Genomic DNA, 21,139 nt, shown 5'->3' on the forward strand with positions numbered 1-21,139 from the left:
CAAAAAGCCACCATCATTACCCAGGTGGGTCAGATTTACTCCGACAGGGTGGGTCAGTATTACACCGGCGATGACACGCAAGCCCTGCAAACCTTTGCCTGGCGCCTGTACGAATACCGCTTTCGCATCCAGTCGCGCCTCATGCAGCAGCGGCGACTGGATCGGCCGCCCCGGGTCTACAGCCTGGGCATTCTGCTGGACAGTCACGGGGTGGGCCGCGAAGTCTTTTACACCGACGAATACCAGGGCCAGGGGGTGCGCTTCCGCTTTCCTGTCGTAGAATTGGAGACATGGCGCAGCCGCTGGGACGCGCTGGAAGCCCTGGCCCCGGCCAACCCCTTTGCCGTGGTCGTCATGGCGCAGCTGCAGGCCAACGGCCACCGGGACAAACGCACGCGGCTGGGGCCCAAATTACAGCTGGTGCGCCGGCTGCAGCATTATGGCTACGATCCCATGGTGGCCATGCAGGTGTACCGCCTGATCGAATGGATGATTGCGCTGCCCGAAGACCTGGAAGCGGATTTTTTACAGGCGGTCGAAGCCTTGACCAAGGAGAATGAGATGACGTATGTCACGCTGATTGAACGCGCCGGCCGCGACAAGTGGTTTGCCGAAGGGCTTGTCGAAGGCAAAGTTGAAGGCAGTGTGGAAGGCCAGTCGAGGACCTTGCTGCTGCAGATACAGCGCCGCTTCGGCCCGCAGCCTGACGCCATCGCCCGGCGCATCCAGGCCGCCACAGCAACGCAGCTGGAAACCTGGTTGCTGAATTTCGTGGACGCCACCGAACTGGATGACGTGTTTCGGGATTGACCATTCGGACGAACCCGCCGGGGTGCTTTAGTGCAGCCCGTTTGCCACATGAAGCAGCAACAAAAAAACCACCCCAAGAGGTGGTTTTTTTGCCCAAGAACCCGAAAGCCCTTGGTGCTCTGAACAGCCTGCCTGGGCAGGCTGCATTGCCGCGTGGACGCGCCACGCATGACAATTAGAACTTGTGGTTCAGGCCGACACCGGCTTCCGTACCCTTCAGGCCGTCGAGGTAGCCAAGGTTCTTGGCATACGACGCGTAGGTGTAAACACCAGTGCGCTTGGACAGGGGGTAGAAGTAGTTGACGTGGTAGGTGCTGATGCTGCCAGCCAAGTCGCCCCACTTGTCGCCGTCGCCCAGGTTGGACGTGGAGTAGTTCCAGCCGGCATACAGGGTGCCGCCGCCCACGGGGGCGCTCAGGCCAACGTGGTAGTTGTTGGACTTGAAGTCACGGTAGGACAGGGCCAGGGCGCCGTTGGTGTCAACAAAGCCGCCGGCGTCACCGCCCCAGCCCAGTTTGCCATGGCGGTCTTGACCATAGGCCAAGGACAGCTTCACGACTTCGAAGTCGTAGGCGCCGTTGATGTTCCAGCTGGTGATCGCGTCTTCAACACCCGTGTTGCCTTGACGATCGTAGCTGAGGGCGCCGCTGATCGGGCCATTGGCATACGTGATGGCGGCGGACACGCGGGCATTGCGCTCGGCGCTGCCCGGGAAGCTTTCACCGTTGAGGCGCTCGATGGTGTCGCTGCCACCGGAGCCGTACAAGGCGATGAACTTGAAGCCAGCCAGGTCAGGCGTGGTGTACTTGAAGGAGTTGTCGATGCGGTTGCCGTAGCCCACGCCACCGAAGACCTTGTCCATATCGCCCAAGGACCAGCCGTTGACGGCCATGTCACCGGCGTTCACGCCAGCGGCGTATTGGCGGCCCATGGTGAAGGTACCCCAGTTGTCGCTGGACAGACCGACGTAGGATTGACGATGGAACTGAAGGGAGCTGGCGGAGTTGCCGCTGCCCAGATCAAAGCCTTGTTCCAGTTGGAAAATGGCGCGCAGGCCGTCGCCCAGATCTTCGGAACCCTTCAGACCCCAGCGGTTGCCGTTGACGATGCCGCTGACCAGACCGGAGGTACGGGCACGGGCTTCGACATCAAAACCCAGAATGTCGGCGTTGTACTTGTAATTCGAGTAGCCATAGCCGGTATCCACGATACCGTACAGCGTCACGGACGTTTCTGCTTGAGCAACGCCAGCGGTGGCAAAACCGGCCAGCAGAGCAGCAGCGAGCAGAGTCTTTTTCATGTAAGAAATCTCCGTAGATTTGTGAGAATCAGAGCAGGCCAACATCATCCTGTGCTGCTGCTCTTTCTAACTCCGCAAAGGGAAGTTGTTGGTATTGCATCAAAAAACTGAACCTTATGCCATGCCGAGTGACCTAAACCCTGTAGTTTCCCGTCAAGACGTTGCAGAACCACAACAACTTGACGCTGTCAGGAAGGTTTGTGTCCAGCACACAGCCGGGGCGGCGGTGCGCGAAACGCAGGGCCTCCACGTGCGCTCATCGGCCCGGCCACAGCGAGCATACAATACGTCCACCCCGAGACCGCGAGACACCATGACAATTGCCACTTCCCCCATGCCATGGGCTTTACCGGACGAAAACGCCACGACGGCGCTGGCCGCGCAACTGGCCGGCCTGGTCTGCGGGCAGCCGCCGCTTTCCTTGCCGGCGGGCGGCCGCATCCATCTGCGCGGCGAACTGGGCGCGGGCAAAACCAGCCTGGCGCGGGCATTCTTGCGCGCCGCCGGGGTCGCCGGCCGTATCAAAAGCCCTAGCTATGCGCTGCTTGAAAGCTATAATGTCTCTAGCTTGCATTTCTATCATTTTGATTTTTATAGATTTAGCGATGCGCACGAATGGCGCGACGCGGGCTTTGACGAGCTCTTGGCCGATCAGGCAGTCGTATTGATCGAATGGCCCGAACAAGCCGGCACTCGCCTGCCGCCCCCCGATCTGGACATTTTTCTGGAATACGCCGGGGACGGCCGATGCGCATGGCTACGCGCCTGCAGCGAAAAAGGACAGCTATGGCTACAGCACCTGACCCCATCGCCCCACCTCCCCCATCCGCCCCCCTGCGGCGCAAACTGATTGCAGGCGGCTGCTCGCTGCTGTTGCTGCCGGTGGTGCCCCGCCTGGCGCACGCGGCCACCATTCTGGCAGTACGCACCTGGCCCGCCGACGAATACACCCGCGTCACCCTGGAAATGGATCGCGACCTGAAGGCCGAGCACTTCACATTGGATGGCCCCGACCGGTTGGTGCTGGACATCCAGGGCTTGCGCCTGAGCCCCGCCATCAACCGGCTCGTGTCGCAGATCAAACCCAACGACCCGTACATCAGCGCGGTGCGCGTGGGGCAGAACCAGCCCAACGTGGTGCGGCTGGTGTTCGACCTGAAGCAGGACGTGGCGCCCCAGGTGTTCACCCTGAAACCCATTGGCGAATACAAGTACCGGCTGGTGCTGGATTTGTATCCCAAGGTGGCGCAAGACCCGCTGATGGCGCTGCTGAAGGACGCGCAAAACGACCCCCTGGCGGGCATTTTGGAAAGCCTGGCGCAAAACAGCCCCATCGAGGCGCCGATCCCCTCGGTGGACGGCCAGAAACTGCCGCCGCCCAAACAACCCGTCCCGCCGCCCGTGGCGACGGCCCCCAAGCCCACGACACCCAGCCCCCGCGCCGACCGGCCGATCCTGGTTGCCCTGGATCCCGGCCATGGCGGCGAAGACCCGGGCGCCATCGGCAAGCGTGGCACCCGTGAAAAAGACATCGTGCTGCAGATCGCCCAACGCCTCAAGAAACTGATCGACGCACAGCCCAACATGCGGGCCTACTTGACACGCGACCGCGATTACTTCGTGCCCCTGAACGTCCGGGTGCAGAAAGCGCGGCGGGTGCAAGCCGACCTGTTCATCTCCATCCACGCGGACGCCTGGATCAAGCCCTCCGCCCGGGGCTCGTCGGTATGGGCGCTATCCGAAAACGGCGCCACCAGCTCGGCGGCCCGTTGGCTGGCCAAGAAAGAAAACGACGCCGATCTGATCGGCGGCGTCAATCTGGGATCGCACAACCGCCAGGTGGCCAAGGTGCTGCTGGATTTATCCACCGGGGCGCAGATCAACGACTCCATCCGGGTGGGCTCCCAGGTGTTGCAGGAAATCGGCAAGATCAATCGCCTGCACAAAAACCGCATCGAGCGCGCCGGATTTGCCGTGCTGAAGGCGCCGGACATCCCGTCGATCCTGATCGAAACCGCATTCATCAGCAACCCCCAGGAGGAGTCTCTGCTGCGCACGCCCGCGCACCAGCAGAAAATCGCCGCCGCGGTGTTGAGCGGCGTGCAGGATTACTTCGCCGCCAATCCGGCCCTGGCGCGACGCGCCTGATCCATTCCCCATGACGTTTTTATCCGTCCGTCATTCTCCACTCTAACCGCCCACCGCCGCAGCCAGCACGGCCGAGGCCGTGGGCGCACACAATAACTCCATGCGCCCACGCACTAATTGGTGGCCATTGACGGGCGGTATGAACCAGGGCCAGCACCCAAACCGCGCCTCTGTCGATCTCATACACCAGCCTATAGCTTTCGTGTGGTATCAGTTCTCGAGTGCCTGCGATCTGGCCTGCCTTGCCCATCTTCGGATGCGCGGCCAGCCGGGCGGCCGCATCGCTGAAAAGCTCATCCATGCGAATGGCCGCGCTGGGGTTGTCGGCCGCGATGTAGTCCCAAATATCGACGCGATCCCGTTCCGCTTCCGGCGTCCAGATGACTATCACGCCTAGCCTGCCGCTTGCTTGCGCCTGGCGGCGAACGCGGCTTCAACTTCATCATTCGACCGGCCTTGGCCGGCACGCATCGAGGCGCGGCCGGCTTCGACCTTGCGCTGCAGGTATTCGTCGTATTCGCGGGCCTGGCGACGCTGCTCGATGTAGCCGCGCATCAGCTCGCGCATGACCTGGGAGGCGGGCCGATCTTCGCTGGCTGCTTCGGCCATGAAGTCGGCACGCAGTTCCGGCTCCAACTTCATCGTGAAAACAGCTGCTTTCGACATGGTGTGCTCCTTTGCAAACAGACCAATGAAGTATATACCTTGTTAGTACTAGTCACACTGAAATTGTCTCGTGCTGTCGCATCAGCCCTCAGTCAGGCAACACCCCGCGACAGGCGACAAAAAGGGTGCGACCGACTCGTGAATGCCCAGGTGCTGGGCAATGTATTGCGCGGCCAGCCCCCCATCCAACCAAATGCCCAGCTAAACCAAACCCAGCCAGACGGGGATGGTCAGGGCGGACAGCAGGGTGCCCAGGGACATGGTGACCGCGACCAGGCGGCCATCGCCCCCCATGCGGGCGGCTAGGACGTGGGCGGCGGATGAGGTGGGGACGGCGGAAAACAGCAGCAAGACGGCGGATTCCATGGCGGACAGTTGCATGAGCCATGCCAGGGCCAATGTCCACAGGGGCAGCAGCAACAGTTTCGCGCTGATCATCCAGGCCATCAGGGCAGCATGCTGGCGGCCGCCCCGCAGCGACAGGGTGGCCCCCACACACAGCAGGCCCAGCGCAATCGCGCAAGCCCCCAGGCCCCCCAGCGCCCGATCCAGCACCTGGGGCACGGGAATCTGCAGGAGATTGACCGCCAGGGCCGCGAGCGTGGACAGGACAAACGGGTTGACCGCCAACTGGCGCCACAGCCGCCCCCCATGGCGGCTGGCCAGGGCATGCACGGCCCCGACATTGCTGATGGGCACGGCGAAGCCCAGGATGACGGCCATGGTGGCCTGGGCTTCGGCCCAGTCTAGGCCCGTTGCCAACGACAAGGCCAGGTAGCTGTTGAAACGAAAGGCGCACTGGGCGGTGGCCGCATGGGCCCCCGCGTCGGGACGCACCACCACACGGCCCAGCCAGGCCAAGGCAATGCCCCCCAGCATGACCCCCAGGGTGGCGGCCAGCAACACCGTGGCGCTGCCCAGGGCCATGGGCGCGCGCGTGATGGAATGGAACAGCAGGGCCGGAAACAGCACGAAATACACCAGTTTTTCGGCCTGGACGAAGAAGTGCCGGTCAAAACCGAAGCGATGCAGCAACAGCCAGCCCAGGGCGATCAGCAGGAAATCCGGCAGGATCAGGAAAATGACAGCCATGATCAGGCATTACCCAGCATGTACCGCCACCATCGAAACGGCAGGGCGCACAGGCAACACGCGCCGCTGCGCAAGCACCTTGCTGAAACAAGCGGGCAGACCCGTCGTGCCGCGCGCCACGCTCAAACCGCGCCGGGCCGGCGGCGCAGCAGTTTCCACAACACCCCCAGCGCGGCGGGGACGGCGGCCGCCCCCACGCCGATCAGAACAATGGTGTTCAGGTGCTCCTTGATGATGGGCACGTTGCCGAAGAAATAACCCAGCGTGATCAGGCCCGCAATCCAGACGACGGCGCCGATGACGTTGTAAAGCTGGAACAGGGCCAGCCGCATGCCGGCCACCCCCGCGACAAAGGGCGCAAAAGTGCGGAACAAAGGCAGGAAACGCGACAGGATGATGGTCTTGCCGCCGTGTTTTTCGTAGAAAGCGTGGGTTTTGAGCAAAGCCTTGCGATCCAGGAAACGGTAATCGTGCGAAAACACCTTGGGGCCGATATAGCGGCCCACGGCATAGTTGACGCTATTGCCCAGGATCGCCGCGACGATCAGAATGACCGCCATCAGAACCGGATCCAACTGGCCGTTGGCCCCGAAGGCCCCGGCAATGAACAGCAAAGAATCCCCGGGTAAAAACGGCAGCACGACCAGCCCGGTTTCGCCGAAAATGATCAGGGCCAGGATCAGGTAGATCCAGGCCCCGTACTGGGCCACCCAAACCCCCAGGGATTGGTCGATGTTCAGCAGCAAATGAAAAAATTCGGCCATGATAGGCTTGATGATCCTTGAAAATCAGGGGGCTGGCCAACCCGTGCGCCATCTGGTTGGCTTGATCACTTGGGTTTGATCCCTGGAATCAGCCAGGCGGCACACGGGAACTTCCAGGCGGACGCGGCGCGGAGCACGCGCTTGAAAAAACAGCTTGCCGATGCGGGACAAACCCCAAAACGCGATGCACCGGAATCCTATCACTATAATCGTTTTTAGCCTTTCTCCTGTTCGCCGGAACCCGCACTCCCCCAGTCCTTCATGACGCGTCCTATTTCCGCCCTGCCCGACACCCTGATCAGCCAGATTGCGGCTGGCGAGGTCATCGAACGCCCCGCCTCCGTCCTGAAGGAACTGCTGGAAAACGCCCTGGATGCGGGCAGCCGGGCCATTGAAGTCCGCCTGGACGGTGGCGGCATCCGGCGCATTCTGGTGGCCGACGATGGCCACGGCATCCCGCCGGATCAGCTGGCGCTGGCCTTGCGGCGCCACGCCACCAGCAAGATCGCCACCCTGGCCGAACTGGAATCCGTGGCCACCATGGGGTTTCGCGGCGAAGCCCTGGCGTCGATCGCCTCGGTGGCGCAATTGATCTTGACCTCCCGCACGGCGGATGCCGACCAGGCTTGGCAAATGACGGTGGATCAGGCCGCCCCCAGCCCGGCGGCCGGCCCCACGGGCACGCGGGTGGAGGTGCGGCAATTGTTCGATCACATCCCGGCGCGGCGCAAGTTTCTGCGCGCCGAAGCCACGGAATACGGCCACTGCCTGGCGGCCATCGAGCGCATCGCCCTGGCCCACCCGGAAGTCGCGCTGCGCGTGTTCCACAACGACAAGCCTCAGCGGCATTGGCCAGTGACCGACATCCTGGGACGCATCCACGACGTGTTGGGGGCCGAATTCCAGGCGCAAAGCCTGCCGGTGTCGGCCGACCAGGGCCTGATCACCCTGGAAGGCTGCATCACCCGCCCCACGTTCGCGCGGCCCCGGGCCGACCGCCAATATCTGTATGTGAATGGCCGCTATGTGCGCGACCGCACGGTGTCGCACGCCATCCGCCAGGCCTACGCCGATGTGTTGCACGGAGACCGCCAGCCCGCCTATGTGCTGTTTTTGAATCTGGATCCCGCCGGAGTGGATGTGAACGTGCATCCCGCCAAGAGCGAAGTGCGGTTCCGGGACAGCGGAGCCATCCACCGCTATGTCGCCCAGGCGCTGGGGCAGGCCCTGGCCCAGCGCGGCGGCACTGCGGGCGAAGCCGCCGATACGCCGCCCGCCCCCAGCGCCGGTGAACCCGGGCCGGCCACAACAACCGACGCGGCCGGCCAGGCAGCCTGGCCGGGGCTGTCGCTTGGCGTAACGGCGGGCAATCCACCCGGCGCGGCGCCACGCCGCCCGCCGTACCCGGCGCGGGTGCCGGTGCAGCAGCGCTTCGCACTGCATGACGCCCAGGCCACGCTGGACTGGCAGGCGCTGTACCGGCCCTTGCCCGACGATGGCGGGGCCCCGGCGGCGCCGCCCGGCGGATGGGCGGACAGCGCGCACCGGGAGGCGGACAAGGGGCTGGCGCGGCGGGCCGCGCCGCAACCGGGGGGGACGACCCGGCCAGGAACCGTCGCGGGACACGCCCCCGCCGATGCGGGGGATAGCGACGAATTCCCCCTGGGCATGGCGCTGGGCCAACTGCACGGCATTTACATCCTGGCGCAAAATGCACGCGGCCTGGTGCTGGTGGACATGCACGCGGCACATGAACGCGTGGTCTACGAACGCTTGAAAGCGGCGCTGGATGCCGCATCGCTGCCACACGACGGCACGGCGCCCGCTGCGGCACAAGACGCAGGAACAACCGCCGAAACCAGCGCCGAAGCCCGCATGCAGCCGGGAACCGATAACGGCCGCCCTCCCCAGACGATACCCCCGAAAGCCGCCCCGCTGCCCACCCAAGAACTGCTGGTGCCGGTGGTCTTCAGCGCCAGCGAAACCCAAGTGGCCATCGCCCAGGAACACCAGGACACGCTGGACAGCCTGGGCCTGCGCATCCGCGCCACCGGCCCGGCCTCGCTGGCGGTGCGGGCAGTGCCCGCGCTGCTGGCGCAAGGCGACATCGAAGCCCTGGCGCGCGGGGTGCTGGCCGATGTCGAACGCTTCGGACAATCGGCCCGCCTGACGCAACAGCGCAACGAACTGCTGTCCACCATGGCCTGCCACGGGGCGATCCGCGCCAACCGCCGCCTGAACCTGGATGAAATGAACGCCTTGCTGCGCCAGATGGAGCGCACCGAGCGCGCCGACCAGTGCAACCACGGCCGCCCCACCTGGTTTCAGTGGAGCCTGTCCGACCTGGACAAACTATTCATGCGGGGCCAGTAAGCATGGCCGATGCCCAGCCCACCTTGCTGTGCCTGGCGGGGCCGACGGCGTCAGGCAAGTCGGCCGCGTCTTTGGCGCTGGCGCAGCGTTGGCCGATCGAACTGATCATCATGGATTCGGCGACAATTTACCGGGGGATGGACATCGGCACAGCCAAGCCCAGCCACCAAGAGCAGGCCCGGGTGCCGCACCACCTGCTGGATATCCGCGATCCCGCCCAGGCGTATTCGGCGGCAGAATTCGCCCGCGACGCCGCCGCCCTGACGCAAACCATCCGCGCGCGAGGCCGCATGCCGGTGCTGTGCGGGGGCACCATGCTGTATTACAAGGCGCTGCGCGAGGGGCTGAACGCGCTGCCCTCCGCCGATCCGGCCACCCGCGCGGCGCTGGACGCCCAGGCCCGCGCCCGGGGCTGGCCCGCCCTGCACGCCGAACTGGCCCGTGTGGATCCCGCCACAGCCGCCCGGCTGGCCCCCAACGACAGCCAGCGGCTGCAACGCGCCCTGGAAATCTGGCACAGCAGCGGCCGCACCATGAGCGACTGGCTGGCCCAACCGGCCCGGCCCGTCTTGCCGGGTTGGCGCTTCGTGACCATCAGCCTGGAACCATCCGACCGCGCGGTGCTGCACACCCGCATCGCCCAGCGCTACCAGGCCATGCTGGCTCTGGGCCTGCTGGATGAAGTGCGCGCCCTGCACGCCCGCCCGGATCTGCACCCGGGGCTGCCCGCCATCCGCTGCGTGGGCTACCGGCAACTGTGGGATCACCTGGACGGGCGGGTCTCCCTGGACACGGCCATCGAACAGGCCATCGCCGCCACCCGCCAACTGGCCAAGCGCCAGATCACCTGGCTGCGTGCGCTGCCCGAACGCCATATCGTGGACTGCCTGTCCACGCAGGCCGTGTCGGAAATAACGCAGTTCTGCAGTCAATACCTGCCGGATCATCTACGATAAGGCCATTGCCGCCTCTGGAGCTGACATCATGAAAACTGAACACCTGACTGTGGCCACCAGCCCGACATTCAAGGCGTTTCTGCTACGACAAGCCCGCCTGCAAAATATCGACGTATCGGAGCTTATCCGCCGCCAATTCCATCCCCCGGCAGAAACCGCTACCCTGCGTCTATTGACGCATCAGTTACGCCAAGCCACCAAACGGGCAGATAAAGCCCTGGACGCCAGCCTGCAAGCCATCGAAGACACCCAGACCAGAATCCAGCAGCTTCGCGCCGCTGCCCGCAAGGAATCCCAATGAGCCTCATGAGCGACGCTGCCAACGCCGTAAAAGCTGCCTTGCAGTTATCAAACAAAGTCGAACGCACCCACATCAGTCTGCAAAAACTGACCGGCATCCTGGAAGATCACGAAAAGCGTTTAATCCGAATGGAAACACGCTGGGAAACGGCGGTGCAATTAAACACGCACCGCCATTCAGGCTGAATCAGACTACGATGGTTTTGGGGCCGCCCGCCTGCTGCGGAACGACCTGCCCCAGGGTGTAGACGGTTTCGCCACCGGCCTGCAAGGTGGCGGCAATGGCGCCGGCCTGGGCGGTATCGACCACCAGCACCATGCCGATGCCGCAGTTGAAGACACGGGCCATTTCGTGGTCGGACACCCCGCCTTGGGCTTGCAGCCACTGAAACAGCGCGGGCCATTGCCAGGCATCGCGGTGCACCTGGGCGCACAGGCCGTCGCGCAGGATGCGCGGGATGTTTTCGAGCAGGCCGCCGCCGGTGATGTGGGCCAGCCCCTTGATGGCGGTGCCGTGCGCGGCCAGCGCGGCCAGCACCGATTTGACGTAGATGCGGGTGGGCTGCATGACCACGTCGCCCAGGGGGCGGCCGCCCATATCCTGGTCGGGCCGGGCATGGGCATGCTGCAGAATCTTGCGCACCAGGGAATAGCCGTTGGAATGCGCGCCGCTGGAGGCCAGCCCCAGCAGCGTGTCGCCCATCTGGATGCCGGCGCCGTCGATGAGTTTGGATTTTTCGACGGCCCCCACGGCAAAACCGGCCAGATCGTATTCGCCATCGGGGTACATGCCGGGCATTTCGGCGGTTTCTCCGCCGATCAGGGCGCAGCCGGCCTGTTCGCAGCCCTGGGCAATGCCGCCCACCACCTGGGCGGCGGTATCGACGGACAGCTTGCCGCAGGCAAAATAATCCAGAAAATACAGGGGTTCGGCCCCCTGGACGAGAATGTCGTTGACGCTCATGGCGACGAGGTCGATGCCGACGGTGTCGTGGCGCTGCCATTCGAAAGCCAGGCGCAGCTTGGTGCCCACGCCGTCGGTGCCGGACACCAGGATGGGTTCTTTCAGATGCGGGGGCACCTGGAACAAAGCCCCGAAACCGCCGATGCCGGCCATGACGCCCGGACGCAGGGTGCGGGCCGCCAGAGGTTTGATGCGGTCGACCAGGGCGTCGCCGGCGTCGATATCGACACCCGCGTCGCGGTATGTCAGGGAGGGGGAAGTGCCTTGTGTCATGAGAAAAGCCGCCGAATGTGCAAGAATTGCAGGTTTGGACAATAGTGGCCTGATTTTAACCCGGCCAGCCACACCGCATGACACGCATGGCATGACACAGCAACTATTACTGGATATCCTGCCCGGGACGCTGCCCTCCCTGGACGGTTTTGTTGCAGGCCCCAACCAGGCGGCCCTGGATGCTGTGCGCGGCCTGGCTCCCGGCCACGCCCTGTATCTCTGGGGCGGGGTCGGATCGGGGCGCAGCCATCTGCTGCGCGCCTGCGTGCAGGCCCAAGGCGGCCATTACCTGGACGCCCGCACCCCGGCGCACTGGCTGCAGGGCCTGGCCACCGATGAAGACCGCAGCCTGAACCTGGTGGCTGTCGATGACGTCAATGATCTGAACGAAGCGGCTCAAGCCGCTTTATTCGCCCTGTTCAATCGCTGGCGGGCCACGGCCAGCACGGCCGATGCCTTTGCCCTGCTGACCGCGGGCGACCGCGCGCCCCTGACGATGCCGCTGCGCGAAGACCTGCGCACCCGCCTGGGCTGGGATCTGGTGTTTCGCATCGAACAGCTGTCCGACGAAGACCGCGCTCAGGCGCTGCGCGACCGCGCCCAGCAGCGCGGGCTGGCCCTGCCCGACGACGTGCTGCATTGGATTCTGATCCACCACGACCGCGACATGGAACGTCTGAGCAGCCTGATCGACCGCCTGGATCAGTATTCCCTGGCGCGGCACCGGCCGGTGACCCTGCCCCTATTGAAGGAACTGCTGGCCGATACACACTGACCCCGGCAACCCGCGCGTATCCGACTCGCCCGCGCAGGTTTCCCGATGCCCGCTGTGCGCAAGCACGCCGCGGCCCCCTGAACCCGCTACGGATCGACCGCCACCACGGAAGACCGGTTTTTTTACCAGAATATCCATGCACACCTATTCCCATCTGGCCCTGTTCGACCTGGATCACACTTTGCTGCCCTTCGACAGCGATTATCAATGGGCGGAATTTCTCGCCCGCACCGGGCGGGCGGGCGACCCCGACGCGGCCCGCCGACGCAACGACGACCTGATGCGGCGCTACAACGAAGGCACGCTGTCGGCCGACGAAGCGGCCGATTTCATGCTGGGCCTGCTGCGCCTGGGGCCGCCGGAAGACCTGGCGGCCTGGCACCAGGACTACATGCGCGAAGTCGTGCGGCCCGGCCTGCTGCCCGCCGCCCAGGCCCTGGTGGCCGACCACCAAGTGCGCGGCGGCCTGTGCGCCATCGTTACGGCCACCAACGCCTTTGTCACCGCGCCGATCGCCCAGGCCCTGGGCTTCGACCACCTGATCGCCACCATTCCGCAGCGCGACGCCGAAGGCCGCTACACAGGGCGCATAGACGGCACCCCGAGCTTCAAGGCGGGCAAGGTGCTGCGGGTGCGCGACTGGCTGCGCACACTGGATCTGCAACTGGAAAATTTCACGGAATCCTGGTTCTACAGCGACTCGATGAACGACCTCCCCCTGCTCGAAGCTGTTTCGCATCCGGTGGCCACCAATCCCAGCCCCGCCCTGCGCGAACTGGCCCAGGGCCGAAATTGGCGTATTCTGGACTTGTTTGCGGACATGCGGGACACAAAGTCCTAAAATACGCGCCATGCTGAAGCAGACCATCAAAACTTTCGTTTCCCGCCTGTTCGCCGCGCCGCCCAGTGGCCCGGTGCGCCTATCCCATGACAAGCACGGCATCGACCGCCGCCTGGTGTCGCGCCATGCCATCAAGGTCTGCGAAGTCCTGAACCAGCATGGCTTCGACGCCTATATCGTCGGCGGGGCGGTGCGCGACCTCATCGTCGGCCTGCAGCCCAAGGATTTCGACGTCGCCACCAATGCCACGCCCAACCAGATCCGGCCGCTGTTTCGCCGGGCCCGCATCATCGGCCGGCGCTTCCAGCTGGTGCACGTGGTGTTCGGCCAGGAAATCATTGAAACCTCCACCTTCCGGGCGCCGGCATCGGGCGACCAAGAAACCGACGCCCATGGCCGCATCCTGCGCGACAATGAGTTCGGCACCCACGAAGAAGACGCCGCCCGCCGCGATTTCACCATCAATGCGCTGTATTACGACCCGCTCAAGGAAGAAGTCATCGACTTCCACCAAGGGGTGGCCGACCTGAAAAACCGGGTGGTGCGCATGATCGGCGACCCGGAAACACGCTACCGCGAAGACCCGGTGCGCATGCTGCGCGCACTGCGCTTCCAGGCCAAGCTGGGGGCCCGCATCGACCCGGCCACCGAAGCCCCCATCGCCCCGCTGGCGGCGCTGATCGAACACGTTCCCGCCTCGCGGCTGTTCGACGAAACCCTGAAACTGCTGACCTGCGGGCACGCCATGGACTGCCTGCGCGAACTGCGCCGCTCGGGCCTGACCAAAAGCCTGATCCCCCTGATCGACCGGATTTTCGAAGAAGACGGCGGCGAGGCCTTCGTGGAAATCGCGCTGTCGCGCACCGATGCGCGCGTGCGCGCCGGCAAGCCCATCAGCCCCAGTTTCCTGTTCGCGGCCCTGCTGTGGCGCCTGGTTCAGAAACGCTGGGCCAAGCTGATGGCCCAGGACATGCCGCGCAACGAAGCCCTCATCCAGGCCGCCGATTCCGTCATCCAGGAACAAATGCACAAGCTGGCCATCCAGCGCCGCCACCAGGCCGACATGCGCGAAATCTGGCTGATGCAGGCGCGTTTCGAGCGCGCCACGGTGCGCTCGATCTGGCGCATGATGGAACAGCCCCGCTTTCGGGCGGCCGTGGATTTCCTGCAGTTGCGCGCCGAATCCCGCGAAGTGGACAGCGTGTTGGCGCAATGGTGGATGGATCTGGCCAACAGCGGCGACGAACGCCGCAGCGAAATGATCGACATCTGGCAGGCCGGCCACGCCGGGGCGCGGCGCATCGGCGCCGGCAACGCCAACCGCAAACGGCGGCGGCGGCGCAAATCCACCACCGGCCAGGACGGCGGCACAGAAGCCTCAGACGCATGACACCGGGAAACAGCCCTGCGGCGGCCGACGCGTTGCCGGCCTCCGCGCAATTGCTTGAATCAGCAGCGCCCAGCCTGGCGTTCATCGGGCTGGGAGCCAATCTGGGCGATGCCCATGCCACTTTGAAAGCCGCCGGCCAGGCGCTGGCCGCAGTGCCCGGCGTCGTGGCCCTGCGCCTGTCGCCGTTCTATGGCACGGCCCCGGTGGGGTGCGCCGGCCCGGACTACGTCAATGCCGTGGCGGAAATCCAGACCCGGCTGACCGCATCGGCCTTGTTGGGTGCCCTGCAGGCCATCGAACAGGCCCACGGACGCCTGCGCCCCTATCGCAACGCGCCGCGCACGCTGGATCTGGATCTGCTGTGGTACGCTGGACTGTTCATCGACCTGCCGCAACTGACCGTGCCGCACCCCCGCATGCACGAACGCGCTTTTGTCTTGCGCCCCCTGATGGACCTGGCCCCGGGCCTGGTGCTGCCCCAGGGGGATTTACCCACCCTGCTGGCCGCCTGCGCCGGACAAGCCATTCGACCCTGCCCATGACACAGCCCTGCCCCTCGCCCATGATCCGCCTGGTGGTGGCCTATACCGAAAATCGGGTGATCGGCCGCGACGGCGGCATGCCTTGGCACCTGCCCGGCGACCTGGCGCATTTCAAGCGCAGCACGCTGGGCCATCCGATTGTGATGGGCCGCAAGACCTGGCGGTCACTGGGCCGGCCCTTGCCGGGCCGGCGCAATCTGGTGCTGACGCGCGATGCGGGTTTCAGCGCGCCGGGGGCGGAATGCTTCGCCAGCCTGGATGCGGCGCTGGCCAGCTGCGCCGATGCGGCCGTGGTCTGTGTGATTGGCGGAGAGCAAATTTTCAAGCTGGCCCTGCCGCTGGCCCATGCCGTGATCGCCACCGAAATCCACGCACAAATCGAAGGCGATACCTGGTTTCCCGCCCTGCCTGCCGGGCAATGGCAAGAAGCCGAGCGCCAGGCCCAACCCGCGGAAAACGGTCTGCGCTATGACTTCGTGGTGTATCGGCGGATCTGACCGGCAGCGACCGCGCGGCGAAGGGGTGGCCGTGCGACGGCCAAGGTTCTATCTGCTTGGCTTGATGACTTGACACGCAGCCGACTCAGCCAGACAGGACACCAGGCTCAAGCCCCCGATTTTTCTCGCGCCCGGATGGCGGTGACGGGTTCGCCGGCGATCCCCCAATTGTCGGTATCGACTTCTTCGATGACGACAAAGGTGGTTTTCGGGTTTTTTCCCAGCACATCCACCAGCAGCTGGGTGGCGCCCTGCATCAGGCGTTGCTTTTGTTCGGCGGTCACGCCTTCGCGGGTGATTTTGATGTTGACGTAGGGCATGGGGTGTTTCCTATTTGGGGGTGAATGGAAGGGGTTGCCGCTGGGATGTTACTCCTGTTGTCTCGAAGACCGGGGAGATTGCGCGTTTGCCGTGGTTTGCCGTTGTGTTGTCGCGGGTTCTTATGTTGCGATTTGTGGGCTGTGCACGTCCGCCCCCTGTCTCAACGATGAGGTATTCCACCAACACATCAACAAGGAGATATTCGACCAGTCCCTCAACGACGAGGCGTCCGAATACCCCACAATGACGAGTTCTCCGAACAGGTCAACGATAAGCCAAATCGACAGAACACAAAAAAACACGCCCGGGACTCGTTAAGAAAACCAGTCCCGGGCGTACTGCGTCATGCGGCTATCCGCCCATTAGGCATCGGCCAGCAGCCGATTACGCATAGGCTTCGACGGGCGGGCAGGCGCAGCTGAGGTTGCGGTCGCCCCAGGCGTTGTCCACCCGCGACACGGGCGGCCAATATTTATTGGCGGCCATGCCGGGCAGCGGATAAGCCGCCTGTTCGCGCGTGTAGGGATGCGGCCAGTCTTGCGCCAGCAGCACATGCGCCGGGTGTGGGGCGTTGACCAGGACGTTGTCTTCCAGGGGCTGTTCGCCGCGTTCGACGGCGGCGATTTCCTGGCGGATGGCGATCATGGCATCAATGAAGCGATCCAGCTCGTCCACGCCCTCGGATTCGGTGGGCTCCACCATCAGGGTGCCCGCCACCGGAAAGCTCATGGTGGGCGCGTGGAAACCGTAATCCATCAAGCGCTTGGCGATATCCTCGGCGTCGATGCCGCTGGATTCCTTGATGGGACGGATATCCAGGATGCATTCGTGCGCCACTCGGCCATTGGCCGCCGCGTACAGAATCGGATAATGCGGCGCCAGGCGGGTCGCCAGGTAATTGGCATTGAGGATGGCCACCTGGGTGGCGCGGCGCAAGCCTGTCGCCCCCATCATCATGATGTACATGGTGGAAATCGGCAGAATGCTGGCCGAACCAAACGGCGCCGCCGACACTGGGCCGGACTGGCCGGCCGGCAAACGGCCGTCTTCACCGACCACGCCCGGCAGATACGGCGCCAAGTGGGCGCGCACGGCCACCGGGCCCACGCCCGGGCCGCCGCCGCCGTGGGGGATGCAGAAGGTTTTGTGCAGGTTCAGGTGAGACACATCCGAGCCGAAGCGGCCGGGGCGCGCCACGCCGACCATGGCGTTCATGTTGGCGCCGTCCAGATAGACCTGGCCGCCGGCATCATGGATCAGCGCGCAGATTTCCGTGACCGTGGTCTCGAACACCCCATGGGTGGACGGATAGGTGATCATCAGCGCGGCCAGCTTGTCGCCCACTTGGTCGATCTTGGCCCGCAGATCCGCCATGTCGATGTTGCCGTTATCGTCGGAGGCCACCACCACGACATCCATACCGGCCAAGTGCGCCGAGGCGGGGTTGGTGCCGTGCGCCGAGGCGGGAATCAGGCAGACATCGCGCTGGTGTTCGCCATTGGCCTGGTGGTAGCCGCGAATGGCCAGCAGGCCGGCGTATTCGCCCTGCGCGCCGGAATTGGGCTGCAGGCTGACGCGGTCGTAGCCGGTGATTTCACACAGCGCGGAAGACAGCCGGGCGATCATCTCCTGGTAGCCCTGGGCTTGGCCCGCCGGGGCGAAGGGATGCATATGGGCGAATTCGGGCCAGGTGATGGGAATCATTTCGGCCGTGGCATTGAGCTTCATGGTGCATGAGCCCAGCGGAATCATGGTGCGATCCAAGGAAAGATCCTTATCGGCCAGGCTGCGCAGGTAACGCAGCATGTCGGTTTCGGATTTGACCTTGGAAAACGCGGGATGCGCCATGATGGGGCCCTGGCGGCGCAGGGCGGCGGGGATGCCGTCGGCATCGGCGGAAAAATCCAGCGCGGCGCGTTGGACGCCCAGGCCCGCCGCCAAGATGCCCAGCAGGGTTTCGATGTCGGTCTGGCCAACGGTTTCGTCCAGCGACAGGGCGACGTGGGCATCATCGACCCGGCGCAGGTTGATGCCGCCATCGACGGCGGCGTCCAGCACGGACTGGGTGCGGTCGCCGGTATCCAGTTGCAGGGTGTCAAACCAGGTGTCGTTGCACACGGACACCCCCATGGCCCGCAGCGCGGCGGCCAGCTGCGTGGTGTGGGTGGCCACCCGTTGGGCAATGCGGCGGATGCCGTCGGGGCCGTGCCAGACCGCATACATGGCGGCCATCACCGCCAACAGAACCTGGGCCGTGCAGATATTGGAGGTGGCTTTTTCGCGCCGGATGTGTTGTTCGCGTGTTTGCAGGGCCAGGCGCAGCGCGGGCTGGCCTTGGGCGTCTTGAGAGACCCCGATCAGGCGGCCCGGCAGATTGCGCTTGTAGGCGTCTTTGCACGCCATGAAGCCTGCGTGCGGCCCGCCATACCCCATGGGCACGCCAAAGCGCTGGGTGGACCCGACCGCGATGTCCGCGCCCCATTCGCCCGGCGGCGCCAGCAGCGCCAGGGAGAGCAGATCGGTGGCCACGGCCACCACCGCCCCGGCGTCATGCGCCGCTTGGGTCAGGGCGCGGTAATCGGCCACGCCGCCCAGGCTGTGGGGGTATTGCAGCAGCACGCCGAAGCACTCGGGCAGGCCGTCGGCTTCGTCGCCCACCACCAGATCGATGCCCAGGCCCGCGGCGCGGGTACGGACGACCTCCAGGGTCTGCGGATGGATGTGGCTGGAGACAAAGAACTGATTGGTTTTGGCGCGCGACACGCGGCGCGCCAGGGTCATGGCCTCGGCGGCGGCGGTGGCTTCGTCCAGCAGGGACGAGTTGGCGATGTCCAGGCCGGTCAGGTCGGTGACCAGGGTCTGGAAAATCAGCAGGGCTTCAAGGCGGCCCTGGGAGATTTCCGGCTGATACGGCGTATAGGCGGTGTACCAGGCGGGGTTTTCGAGGATATTGCGCAAGATGACATGCGGCACATAGGTGCCATAGTAGCCTTGGCCAATGTAGCTGCGCATGACCTGGTTACGCGACGCGATGGCTTTGAGATCGGCCAGGGCCTCGACCTCGCCCAAGGGGCCGGGCAGATCCAGGTAGGGGACTTCGGACAGGATGTTTTCCGGGACGACTTCGGTGATCAGAGCGTCCAGGCTGGACGCCCCGATGGCGGACAACATGGCTTGCTGGTCGGCATCGGATGGCCCGATGTGACGGGCGATGAATTCGGAATGCGTGGCGGGGTCGCGCAGCATGGGGTGTACTCCAGGGTCGGACAGGGGATTCTGGACAGAACCCCCGATGATCGGGGCCCCGCCGTCAGCGGCAGGGCCGGGGCATGATCAGGCCTGGGCCTGATAAGCGGCCGCATCCATCAGGGCATCGACGTCCGCCGCGTTATCCGGGCGGATTTTGAAGATCCATTGGTCATAGGCGGCTTCGTTGACCAGGGCGGGCTGCTCGTCCAGGGCTTCGTTGAAGGCCACGATTTCGCCGGCGATGGGCGCATAGATGTCGGAGGCGGCCTTGACGGACTCGATCACGGCCGCGGTGTCGCCCGCCGCCAGATGCGCGCCGACCTGGACATCGCCGACGAAGACCAGATCGCCCAGCTGATCCTGGGCGTCATCGGTGATGCCCACCAGAAAACAATCGCCGTCGGCTTTGACCCACTCGTGCGATTCCGTGTATTTGCGGTCATTGGGAATGGACATGGTGTTACCCCGTTATAAATGTTGGTATCAAGAAAATGTAGATGGATGCCGGCAGCCCGACGATGACAGGCTACCGGGTTTGGGCGAATCAGACCAGGGCCTTGCCGTTGCGCACGAATGGCGGACGCACGATTTCGGCCGCCAGCCACTTGCCCCGGATTTCGACTTCGGCCGCATCGCCGGGCTGACTGCCGACGGGCACGCGCGCCAGGCCGACGGAAAAACCCAGGGTGGGCGCCATGGTGCCGCTGGTGATTTCGCCTTCGCCATGCGGCGTGCGGATTTTCATGTGGCTGCGCATGATGCCGCGATCCAGCAACTTGACCCCGACGAGCTCGCGGGATCGGTCGGCGGCCTGCAAGGCGGCGCGGCCGATGAAGTCGCGCGTGTCGTCCTTGAAGGACAGCGTCCAGGCCAGGCCGGACTCCAGCGGGTGGACGCTTTCGTCCATGTCCTGGCCGTAGAGATTCATGCCGGCTTCCAGGCGCAGGGTATCGCGCGCGCCCAGGCCGCAGGGATGCACCCCGGCGGCCAGCAAGGCATCCCAGAACGCCTTCACGGCGGTGACGGGCAGGACGATTTCGAAGCCGTCTTCCCCGGTGTAGCCGGTGCGGGCCACCAGGGTGTTTTCATTGACCAGGGTGCCGGTGAAGGGTTTCAGATCCTGCGTGGGCGCCTGCCATTCGGGGTGCACGGACCAGACGATCTCGCGGGCCTTGGGGCCCTGCACGGCGACCATGGCCAGGTCGCGGCGCGGGGTGATGGTGACGTCAAACGCCTGGGCCTGCTGCTGCATCCAGGCCAGGTCTTTGTCGGCCGTGCCGGCATTGACGACCACGCGCCAAAGGTCGGAGGCGAAGAAATACACGATCAGGTCGTCGATGACGCCGCCATCGGGCCGCAGCATGCAGGAGTACAGGGCCTTGCCGGGAATCCCGGCAATCTTGGCGACATCATTGGCCAGCAGATGGCGCAGAAAATCGGGGGCCGATGCGCCCTGCACATCGACATTCAGCATGTGCGAGACATCGAACACGCCGGCGGATTGACGCACGGCGTGGTGTTCTTCCAGCTGCGAACCATAGGCCAGGGGCATGTCCCAGCCGCCAAAATCTACGATTTTCGCGCCCAAGGCGGTGTGGGTGTCAAAAAGAGGGGTCTGTGAAGGCATGAAGGCTCCAAAACAAAGGGACGGCGTCAGTGACCGGCAGCGCCCTTCTGTCCTTTTGCCTGAGAGTTGCCCCATGCGGGGGGTTCACCTTCGGCGCCCGCCCCCAGCGAATGGGGGGAGTCTCTCCAGAATGCTGCGACGCGCGAACGCGCATCATGCGGATGGTACGGGGTGCCTGAGCGATTCTGGGCGAATTGCGCCTTCGGCGGCCACCGGAAAAACCCCCGGGGGCGCTCTCCCACCCGCATCGG

22 protein-coding genes and 2 riboswitches are annotated in these 21,139 nt (G+C 64.7%); of the genes, 12 read left to right on the forward strand and 10 right to left on the reverse strand.

The window, feature by feature from the left end; translation table 11 throughout:
* Positions 1 to 810, forward strand: an 810-nt coding sequence (locus tag ACMHYJ_RS12060) for a hypothetical protein (protein ID WP_414246423.1), incomplete at its 5' end; no start/stop codon positions are given.
* A 175-nt stretch (positions 811 to 985) separates the two neighbouring features.
* Here the strand turns inward: ACMHYJ_RS12060 and ACMHYJ_RS12065 are convergent.
* On the reverse strand, positions 986 to 2,110 hold the full coding sequence (locus ACMHYJ_RS12065; protein WP_414246424.1) for a porin: 1,125 nt from the start codon (positions 2,108 to 2,110) through the stop codon (positions 986 to 988).
* Positions 2,111 to 2,423: 313 nt separating this feature from the next.
* On the opposite strand from ACMHYJ_RS12065, the gene tsaE reads away from it, so the two are divergent.
* Both tsaE and ACMHYJ_RS12075 read left to right on the forward strand, forming a co-directional pair.
* Positions 2,424 to 2,960, forward strand: a complete 537-nt coding sequence (gene tsaE / locus ACMHYJ_RS12070) for a tRNA (adenosine(37)-N6)-threonylcarbamoyltransferase complex ATPase subunit type 1 TsaE (protein WP_414246425.1) — start codon at positions 2,424 to 2,426, stop codon at positions 2,958 to 2,960.
* Positions 2,897 to 4,258: an N-acetylmuramoyl-L-alanine amidase gene (locus ACMHYJ_RS12075; protein WP_414246426.1), complete on the forward strand. Its 1,362-nt coding sequence runs from the start codon at positions 2,897 to 2,899 to the stop codon at positions 4,256 to 4,258. The genes tsaE and ACMHYJ_RS12075 overlap by 64 nt, the downstream gene beginning before the upstream one ends.
* A 19-nt stretch (positions 4,259 to 4,277) precedes the next feature.
* Here ACMHYJ_RS12075 and ACMHYJ_RS12080 read toward each other — a convergent pair whose 3' ends face one another.
* The 4 genes from ACMHYJ_RS12080 to ACMHYJ_RS12095 form a co-directional block, all read right to left on the reverse strand.
* Positions 4,278 to 4,649 carry a type II toxin-antitoxin system RelE/ParE family toxin gene (locus tag ACMHYJ_RS12080; RefSeq protein ID WP_414246427.1) on the reverse strand — a complete coding sequence of 124 codons (372 nt, stop codon included), beginning with the start codon at positions 4,647 to 4,649 and terminating at the stop codon, positions 4,278 to 4,280.
* A 2-nt stretch (positions 4,650 to 4,651) separates the two neighbouring features.
* Positions 4,652 to 4,924 carry an antitoxin of toxin-antitoxin stability system gene (locus ACMHYJ_RS12085; RefSeq protein ID WP_414246428.1) on the reverse strand — a complete coding sequence of 91 codons (273 nt, stop codon included), beginning with the start codon at positions 4,922 to 4,924 and terminating at the stop codon, positions 4,652 to 4,654.
* 201 nt (positions 4,925 to 5,125) lie between these two features.
* Positions 5,126 to 6,016: an AEC family transporter gene (locus ACMHYJ_RS12090; RefSeq protein ID WP_414246429.1), complete on the reverse strand. Its 891-nt coding sequence runs from the start codon at positions 6,014 to 6,016 to the stop codon at positions 5,126 to 5,128.
* A 122-nt stretch (positions 6,017 to 6,138) separates the two neighbouring features.
* The gene (locus ACMHYJ_RS12095; protein ID WP_414246430.1) at positions 6,139 to 6,780 is read right to left on the reverse strand and encodes a VTT domain-containing protein; all 642 of its coding nucleotides are present in this window, start codon (positions 6,778 to 6,780) and stop codon (positions 6,139 to 6,141) included.
* 261 nt (positions 6,781 to 7,041) lie between these two features.
* Between ACMHYJ_RS12095 and mutL the strand changes: the two genes are divergently transcribed.
* The 4 genes from mutL to ACMHYJ_RS12115 are packed head-to-tail and all read left to right on the forward strand — an operon-like array spanning position 7,042 to position 10,595.
* Entirely contained in the window at positions 7,042 to 9,153 is a 2,112-nt protein-coding gene (gene mutL, locus ACMHYJ_RS12100; RefSeq protein ID WP_414246431.1) for a DNA mismatch repair endonuclease MutL, read from the forward strand.
* A 2-nt stretch (positions 9,154 to 9,155) separates the two neighbouring features.
* Entirely contained in the window at positions 9,156 to 10,109 is a 954-nt protein-coding gene (gene miaA, locus ACMHYJ_RS12105; RefSeq protein ID WP_414246432.1) for a tRNA (adenosine(37)-N6)-dimethylallyltransferase MiaA, read from the forward strand.
* A 28-nt stretch (positions 10,110 to 10,137) separates the two neighbouring features.
* Positions 10,138 to 10,410 (forward strand): hypothetical protein, encoded by a 273-nt coding sequence (locus ACMHYJ_RS12110; protein ID WP_414246433.1) that lies wholly within the window; start codon positions 10,138 to 10,140, stop codon positions 10,408 to 10,410.
* A gap of 5 nt (positions 10,411 to 10,415) precedes the next feature.
* On the forward strand, positions 10,416 to 10,595 hold the full coding sequence (locus tag ACMHYJ_RS12115; RefSeq protein WP_414246434.1) for a hypothetical protein: 180 nt from the start codon (positions 10,416 to 10,418) through the stop codon (positions 10,593 to 10,595).
* Position 10,596: 1 nt separating this feature from the next.
* Here the strand turns inward: ACMHYJ_RS12115 and purM are convergent, their stop codons facing one another.
* Complete coding sequence (gene purM / locus ACMHYJ_RS12120) at positions 10,597 to 11,646, reverse strand: phosphoribosylformylglycinamidine cyclo-ligase (protein WP_414246435.1); 1,050 nt, start codon at positions 11,644 to 11,646, stop codon at positions 10,597 to 10,599.
* A gap of 91 nt (positions 11,647 to 11,737) precedes the next feature.
* Here purM and hda point away from each other — a divergent pair, with 91 nt between their 5' ends.
* The 5 genes from hda to ACMHYJ_RS12145 all read left to right on the forward strand — a co-directional run bounded on the left by hda (position 11,738) and on the right by ACMHYJ_RS12145 (position 15,691).
* Entirely contained in the window at positions 11,738 to 12,421 is a 684-nt protein-coding gene (gene hda / locus ACMHYJ_RS12125) for a DnaA regulatory inactivator Hda (protein WP_414246436.1), read from the forward strand.
* A gap of 136 nt (positions 12,422 to 12,557) precedes the next feature.
* The gene (locus tag ACMHYJ_RS12130) at positions 12,558 to 13,262 is read left to right on the forward strand and encodes an HAD family hydrolase (protein ID WP_414246437.1); all 705 of its coding nucleotides are present in this window, start codon (positions 12,558 to 12,560) and stop codon (positions 13,260 to 13,262) included.
* Positions 13,263 to 13,272: 10 nt separating this feature from the next.
* Positions 13,273 to 14,652, forward strand: coding sequence for a polynucleotide adenylyltransferase PcnB (gene pcnB / locus ACMHYJ_RS12135; RefSeq protein WP_414246438.1), 1,380 nt, complete (start codon positions 13,273 to 13,275; stop codon positions 14,650 to 14,652).
* Positions 14,649 to 15,194, forward strand: coding sequence for a 2-amino-4-hydroxy-6-hydroxymethyldihydropteridine diphosphokinase (gene folK / locus ACMHYJ_RS12140; protein WP_414246439.1), 546 nt, complete (start codon positions 14,649 to 14,651; stop codon positions 15,192 to 15,194). Before pcnB ends, folK begins: the two co-directional genes overlap by 4 nt.
* The gene (locus ACMHYJ_RS12145; RefSeq protein WP_414246440.1) at positions 15,191 to 15,691 is read left to right on the forward strand and encodes a dihydrofolate reductase; all 501 of its coding nucleotides are present in this window, start codon (positions 15,191 to 15,193) and stop codon (positions 15,689 to 15,691) included. Before folK ends, ACMHYJ_RS12145 begins: the two co-directional genes overlap by 4 nt.
* Before the next feature lie 107 nt (positions 15,692 to 15,798).
* Here ACMHYJ_RS12145 and ACMHYJ_RS12150 read toward each other — a convergent pair whose 3' ends face one another.
* From ACMHYJ_RS12150 to gcvT, 4 genes are all read right to left on the reverse strand, one after another.
* Positions 15,799 to 16,011, reverse strand: a complete 213-nt coding sequence (locus tag ACMHYJ_RS12150; RefSeq protein WP_414246441.1) for a tautomerase family protein — start codon at positions 16,009 to 16,011, stop codon at positions 15,799 to 15,801.
* A gap of 385 nt (positions 16,012 to 16,396) precedes the next feature.
* Positions 16,397 to 19,258: an aminomethyl-transferring glycine dehydrogenase gene (gcvP, locus tag ACMHYJ_RS12155; protein WP_414246442.1), complete on the reverse strand. Its 2,862-nt coding sequence runs from the start codon at positions 19,256 to 19,258 to the stop codon at positions 16,397 to 16,399.
* Positions 19,259 to 19,345: 87 nt separating this feature from the next.
* A complete protein-coding gene (gene gcvH, locus ACMHYJ_RS12160; protein WP_414246443.1) occupies positions 19,346 to 19,717 on the reverse strand; it encodes a glycine cleavage system protein GcvH in 372 nt (123 codons plus the stop codon).
* An 88-nt stretch (positions 19,718 to 19,805) separates the two neighbouring features.
* The gene (gene gcvT / locus ACMHYJ_RS12165; RefSeq protein WP_414246444.1) at positions 19,806 to 20,888 is read right to left on the reverse strand and encodes a glycine cleavage system aminomethyltransferase GcvT; all 1,083 of its coding nucleotides are present in this window, start codon (positions 20,886 to 20,888) and stop codon (positions 19,806 to 19,808) included.
* A gap of 37 nt (positions 20,889 to 20,925) precedes the next feature.
* Positions 20,926 to 21,027: riboswitch (glycine riboswitch) on the reverse strand.
* A gap of 13 nt (positions 21,028 to 21,040) precedes the next feature.
* Positions 21,041 to 21,139, reverse strand: a riboswitch (glycine riboswitch).

This window comes from Castellaniella hirudinis (genome assembly GCF_047468865.1).
GTDB classification, from domain to species: Bacteria; Pseudomonadota; Gammaproteobacteria; order Burkholderiales; family Burkholderiaceae_B; genus Castellaniella; species Castellaniella hirudinis_A.

Excerpts from the sequence above, each read along its gene's own strand:
- ACMHYJ_RS12065 (WP_414246424.1), bottom strand. The coding sequence starts at position 2,110 with ATGAAAAAGACTCTGCTCGCTGCTGCTCTGCTGGCCGGTTTTGCCACC.
- tsaE (WP_414246425.1), top strand. The coding sequence starts at position 2,424 with ATGACAATTGCCACTTCCCCCATGCCATGGGCTTTACCGGACGAAAAC.
- ACMHYJ_RS12075 (WP_414246426.1), top strand. The coding sequence starts at position 2,897 with ATGGCTACAGCACCTGACCCCATCGCCCCACCTCCCCCATCCGCCCCC.
- ACMHYJ_RS12085 (WP_414246428.1), bottom strand. The coding sequence starts at position 4,924 with ATGTCGAAAGCAGCTGTTTTCACGATGAAGTTGGAGCCGGAACTGCGT.
- ACMHYJ_RS12090 (WP_414246429.1), bottom strand. The coding sequence starts at position 6,016 with ATGGCTGTCATTTTCCTGATCCTGCCGGATTTCCTGCTGATCGCCCTG.
- ACMHYJ_RS12095 (WP_414246430.1), bottom strand. The coding sequence starts at position 6,780 with ATGGCCGAATTTTTTCATTTGCTGCTGAACATCGACCAATCCCTGGGG.
- mutL (WP_414246431.1), top strand. The coding sequence starts at position 7,042 with ATGACGCGTCCTATTTCCGCCCTGCCCGACACCCTGATCAGCCAGATT.
- miaA (WP_414246432.1), top strand. The coding sequence starts at position 9,156 with ATGGCCGATGCCCAGCCCACCTTGCTGTGCCTGGCGGGGCCGACGGCG.
- ACMHYJ_RS12110 (WP_414246433.1), top strand. The coding sequence starts at position 10,138 with ATGAAAACTGAACACCTGACTGTGGCCACCAGCCCGACATTCAAGGCG.
- ACMHYJ_RS12115 (WP_414246434.1), top strand. The coding sequence starts at position 10,416 with ATGAGCGACGCTGCCAACGCCGTAAAAGCTGCCTTGCAGTTATCAAAC.
- purM (WP_414246435.1), bottom strand. The coding sequence starts at position 11,646 with ATGACACAAGGCACTTCCCCCTCCCTGACATACCGCGACGCGGGTGTC.
- hda (WP_414246436.1), top strand. The coding sequence starts at position 11,738 with ATGACACAGCAACTATTACTGGATATCCTGCCCGGGACGCTGCCCTCC.
- ACMHYJ_RS12130 (WP_414246437.1), top strand. The coding sequence starts at position 12,558 with ATGCACACCTATTCCCATCTGGCCCTGTTCGACCTGGATCACACTTTG.
- pcnB (WP_414246438.1), top strand. The coding sequence starts at position 13,273 with ATGCTGAAGCAGACCATCAAAACTTTCGTTTCCCGCCTGTTCGCCGCG.
- folK (WP_414246439.1), top strand. The coding sequence starts at position 14,649 with ATGACACCGGGAAACAGCCCTGCGGCGGCCGACGCGTTGCCGGCCTCC.
- ACMHYJ_RS12145 (WP_414246440.1), top strand. The coding sequence starts at position 15,191 with ATGACACAGCCCTGCCCCTCGCCCATGATCCGCCTGGTGGTGGCCTAT.
- ACMHYJ_RS12150 (WP_414246441.1), bottom strand. The coding sequence starts at position 16,011 with ATGCCCTACGTCAACATCAAAATCACCCGCGAAGGCGTGACCGCCGAA.
- gcvP (WP_414246442.1), bottom strand. The coding sequence starts at position 19,258 with ATGCTGCGCGACCCCGCCACGCATTCCGAATTCATCGCCCGTCACATC.
- gcvH (WP_414246443.1), bottom strand. The coding sequence starts at position 19,717 with ATGTCCATTCCCAATGACCGCAAATACACGGAATCGCACGAGTGGGTC.
- gcvT (WP_414246444.1), bottom strand. The coding sequence starts at position 20,888 with ATGCCTTCACAGACCCCTCTTTTTGACACCCACACCGCCTTGGGCGCG.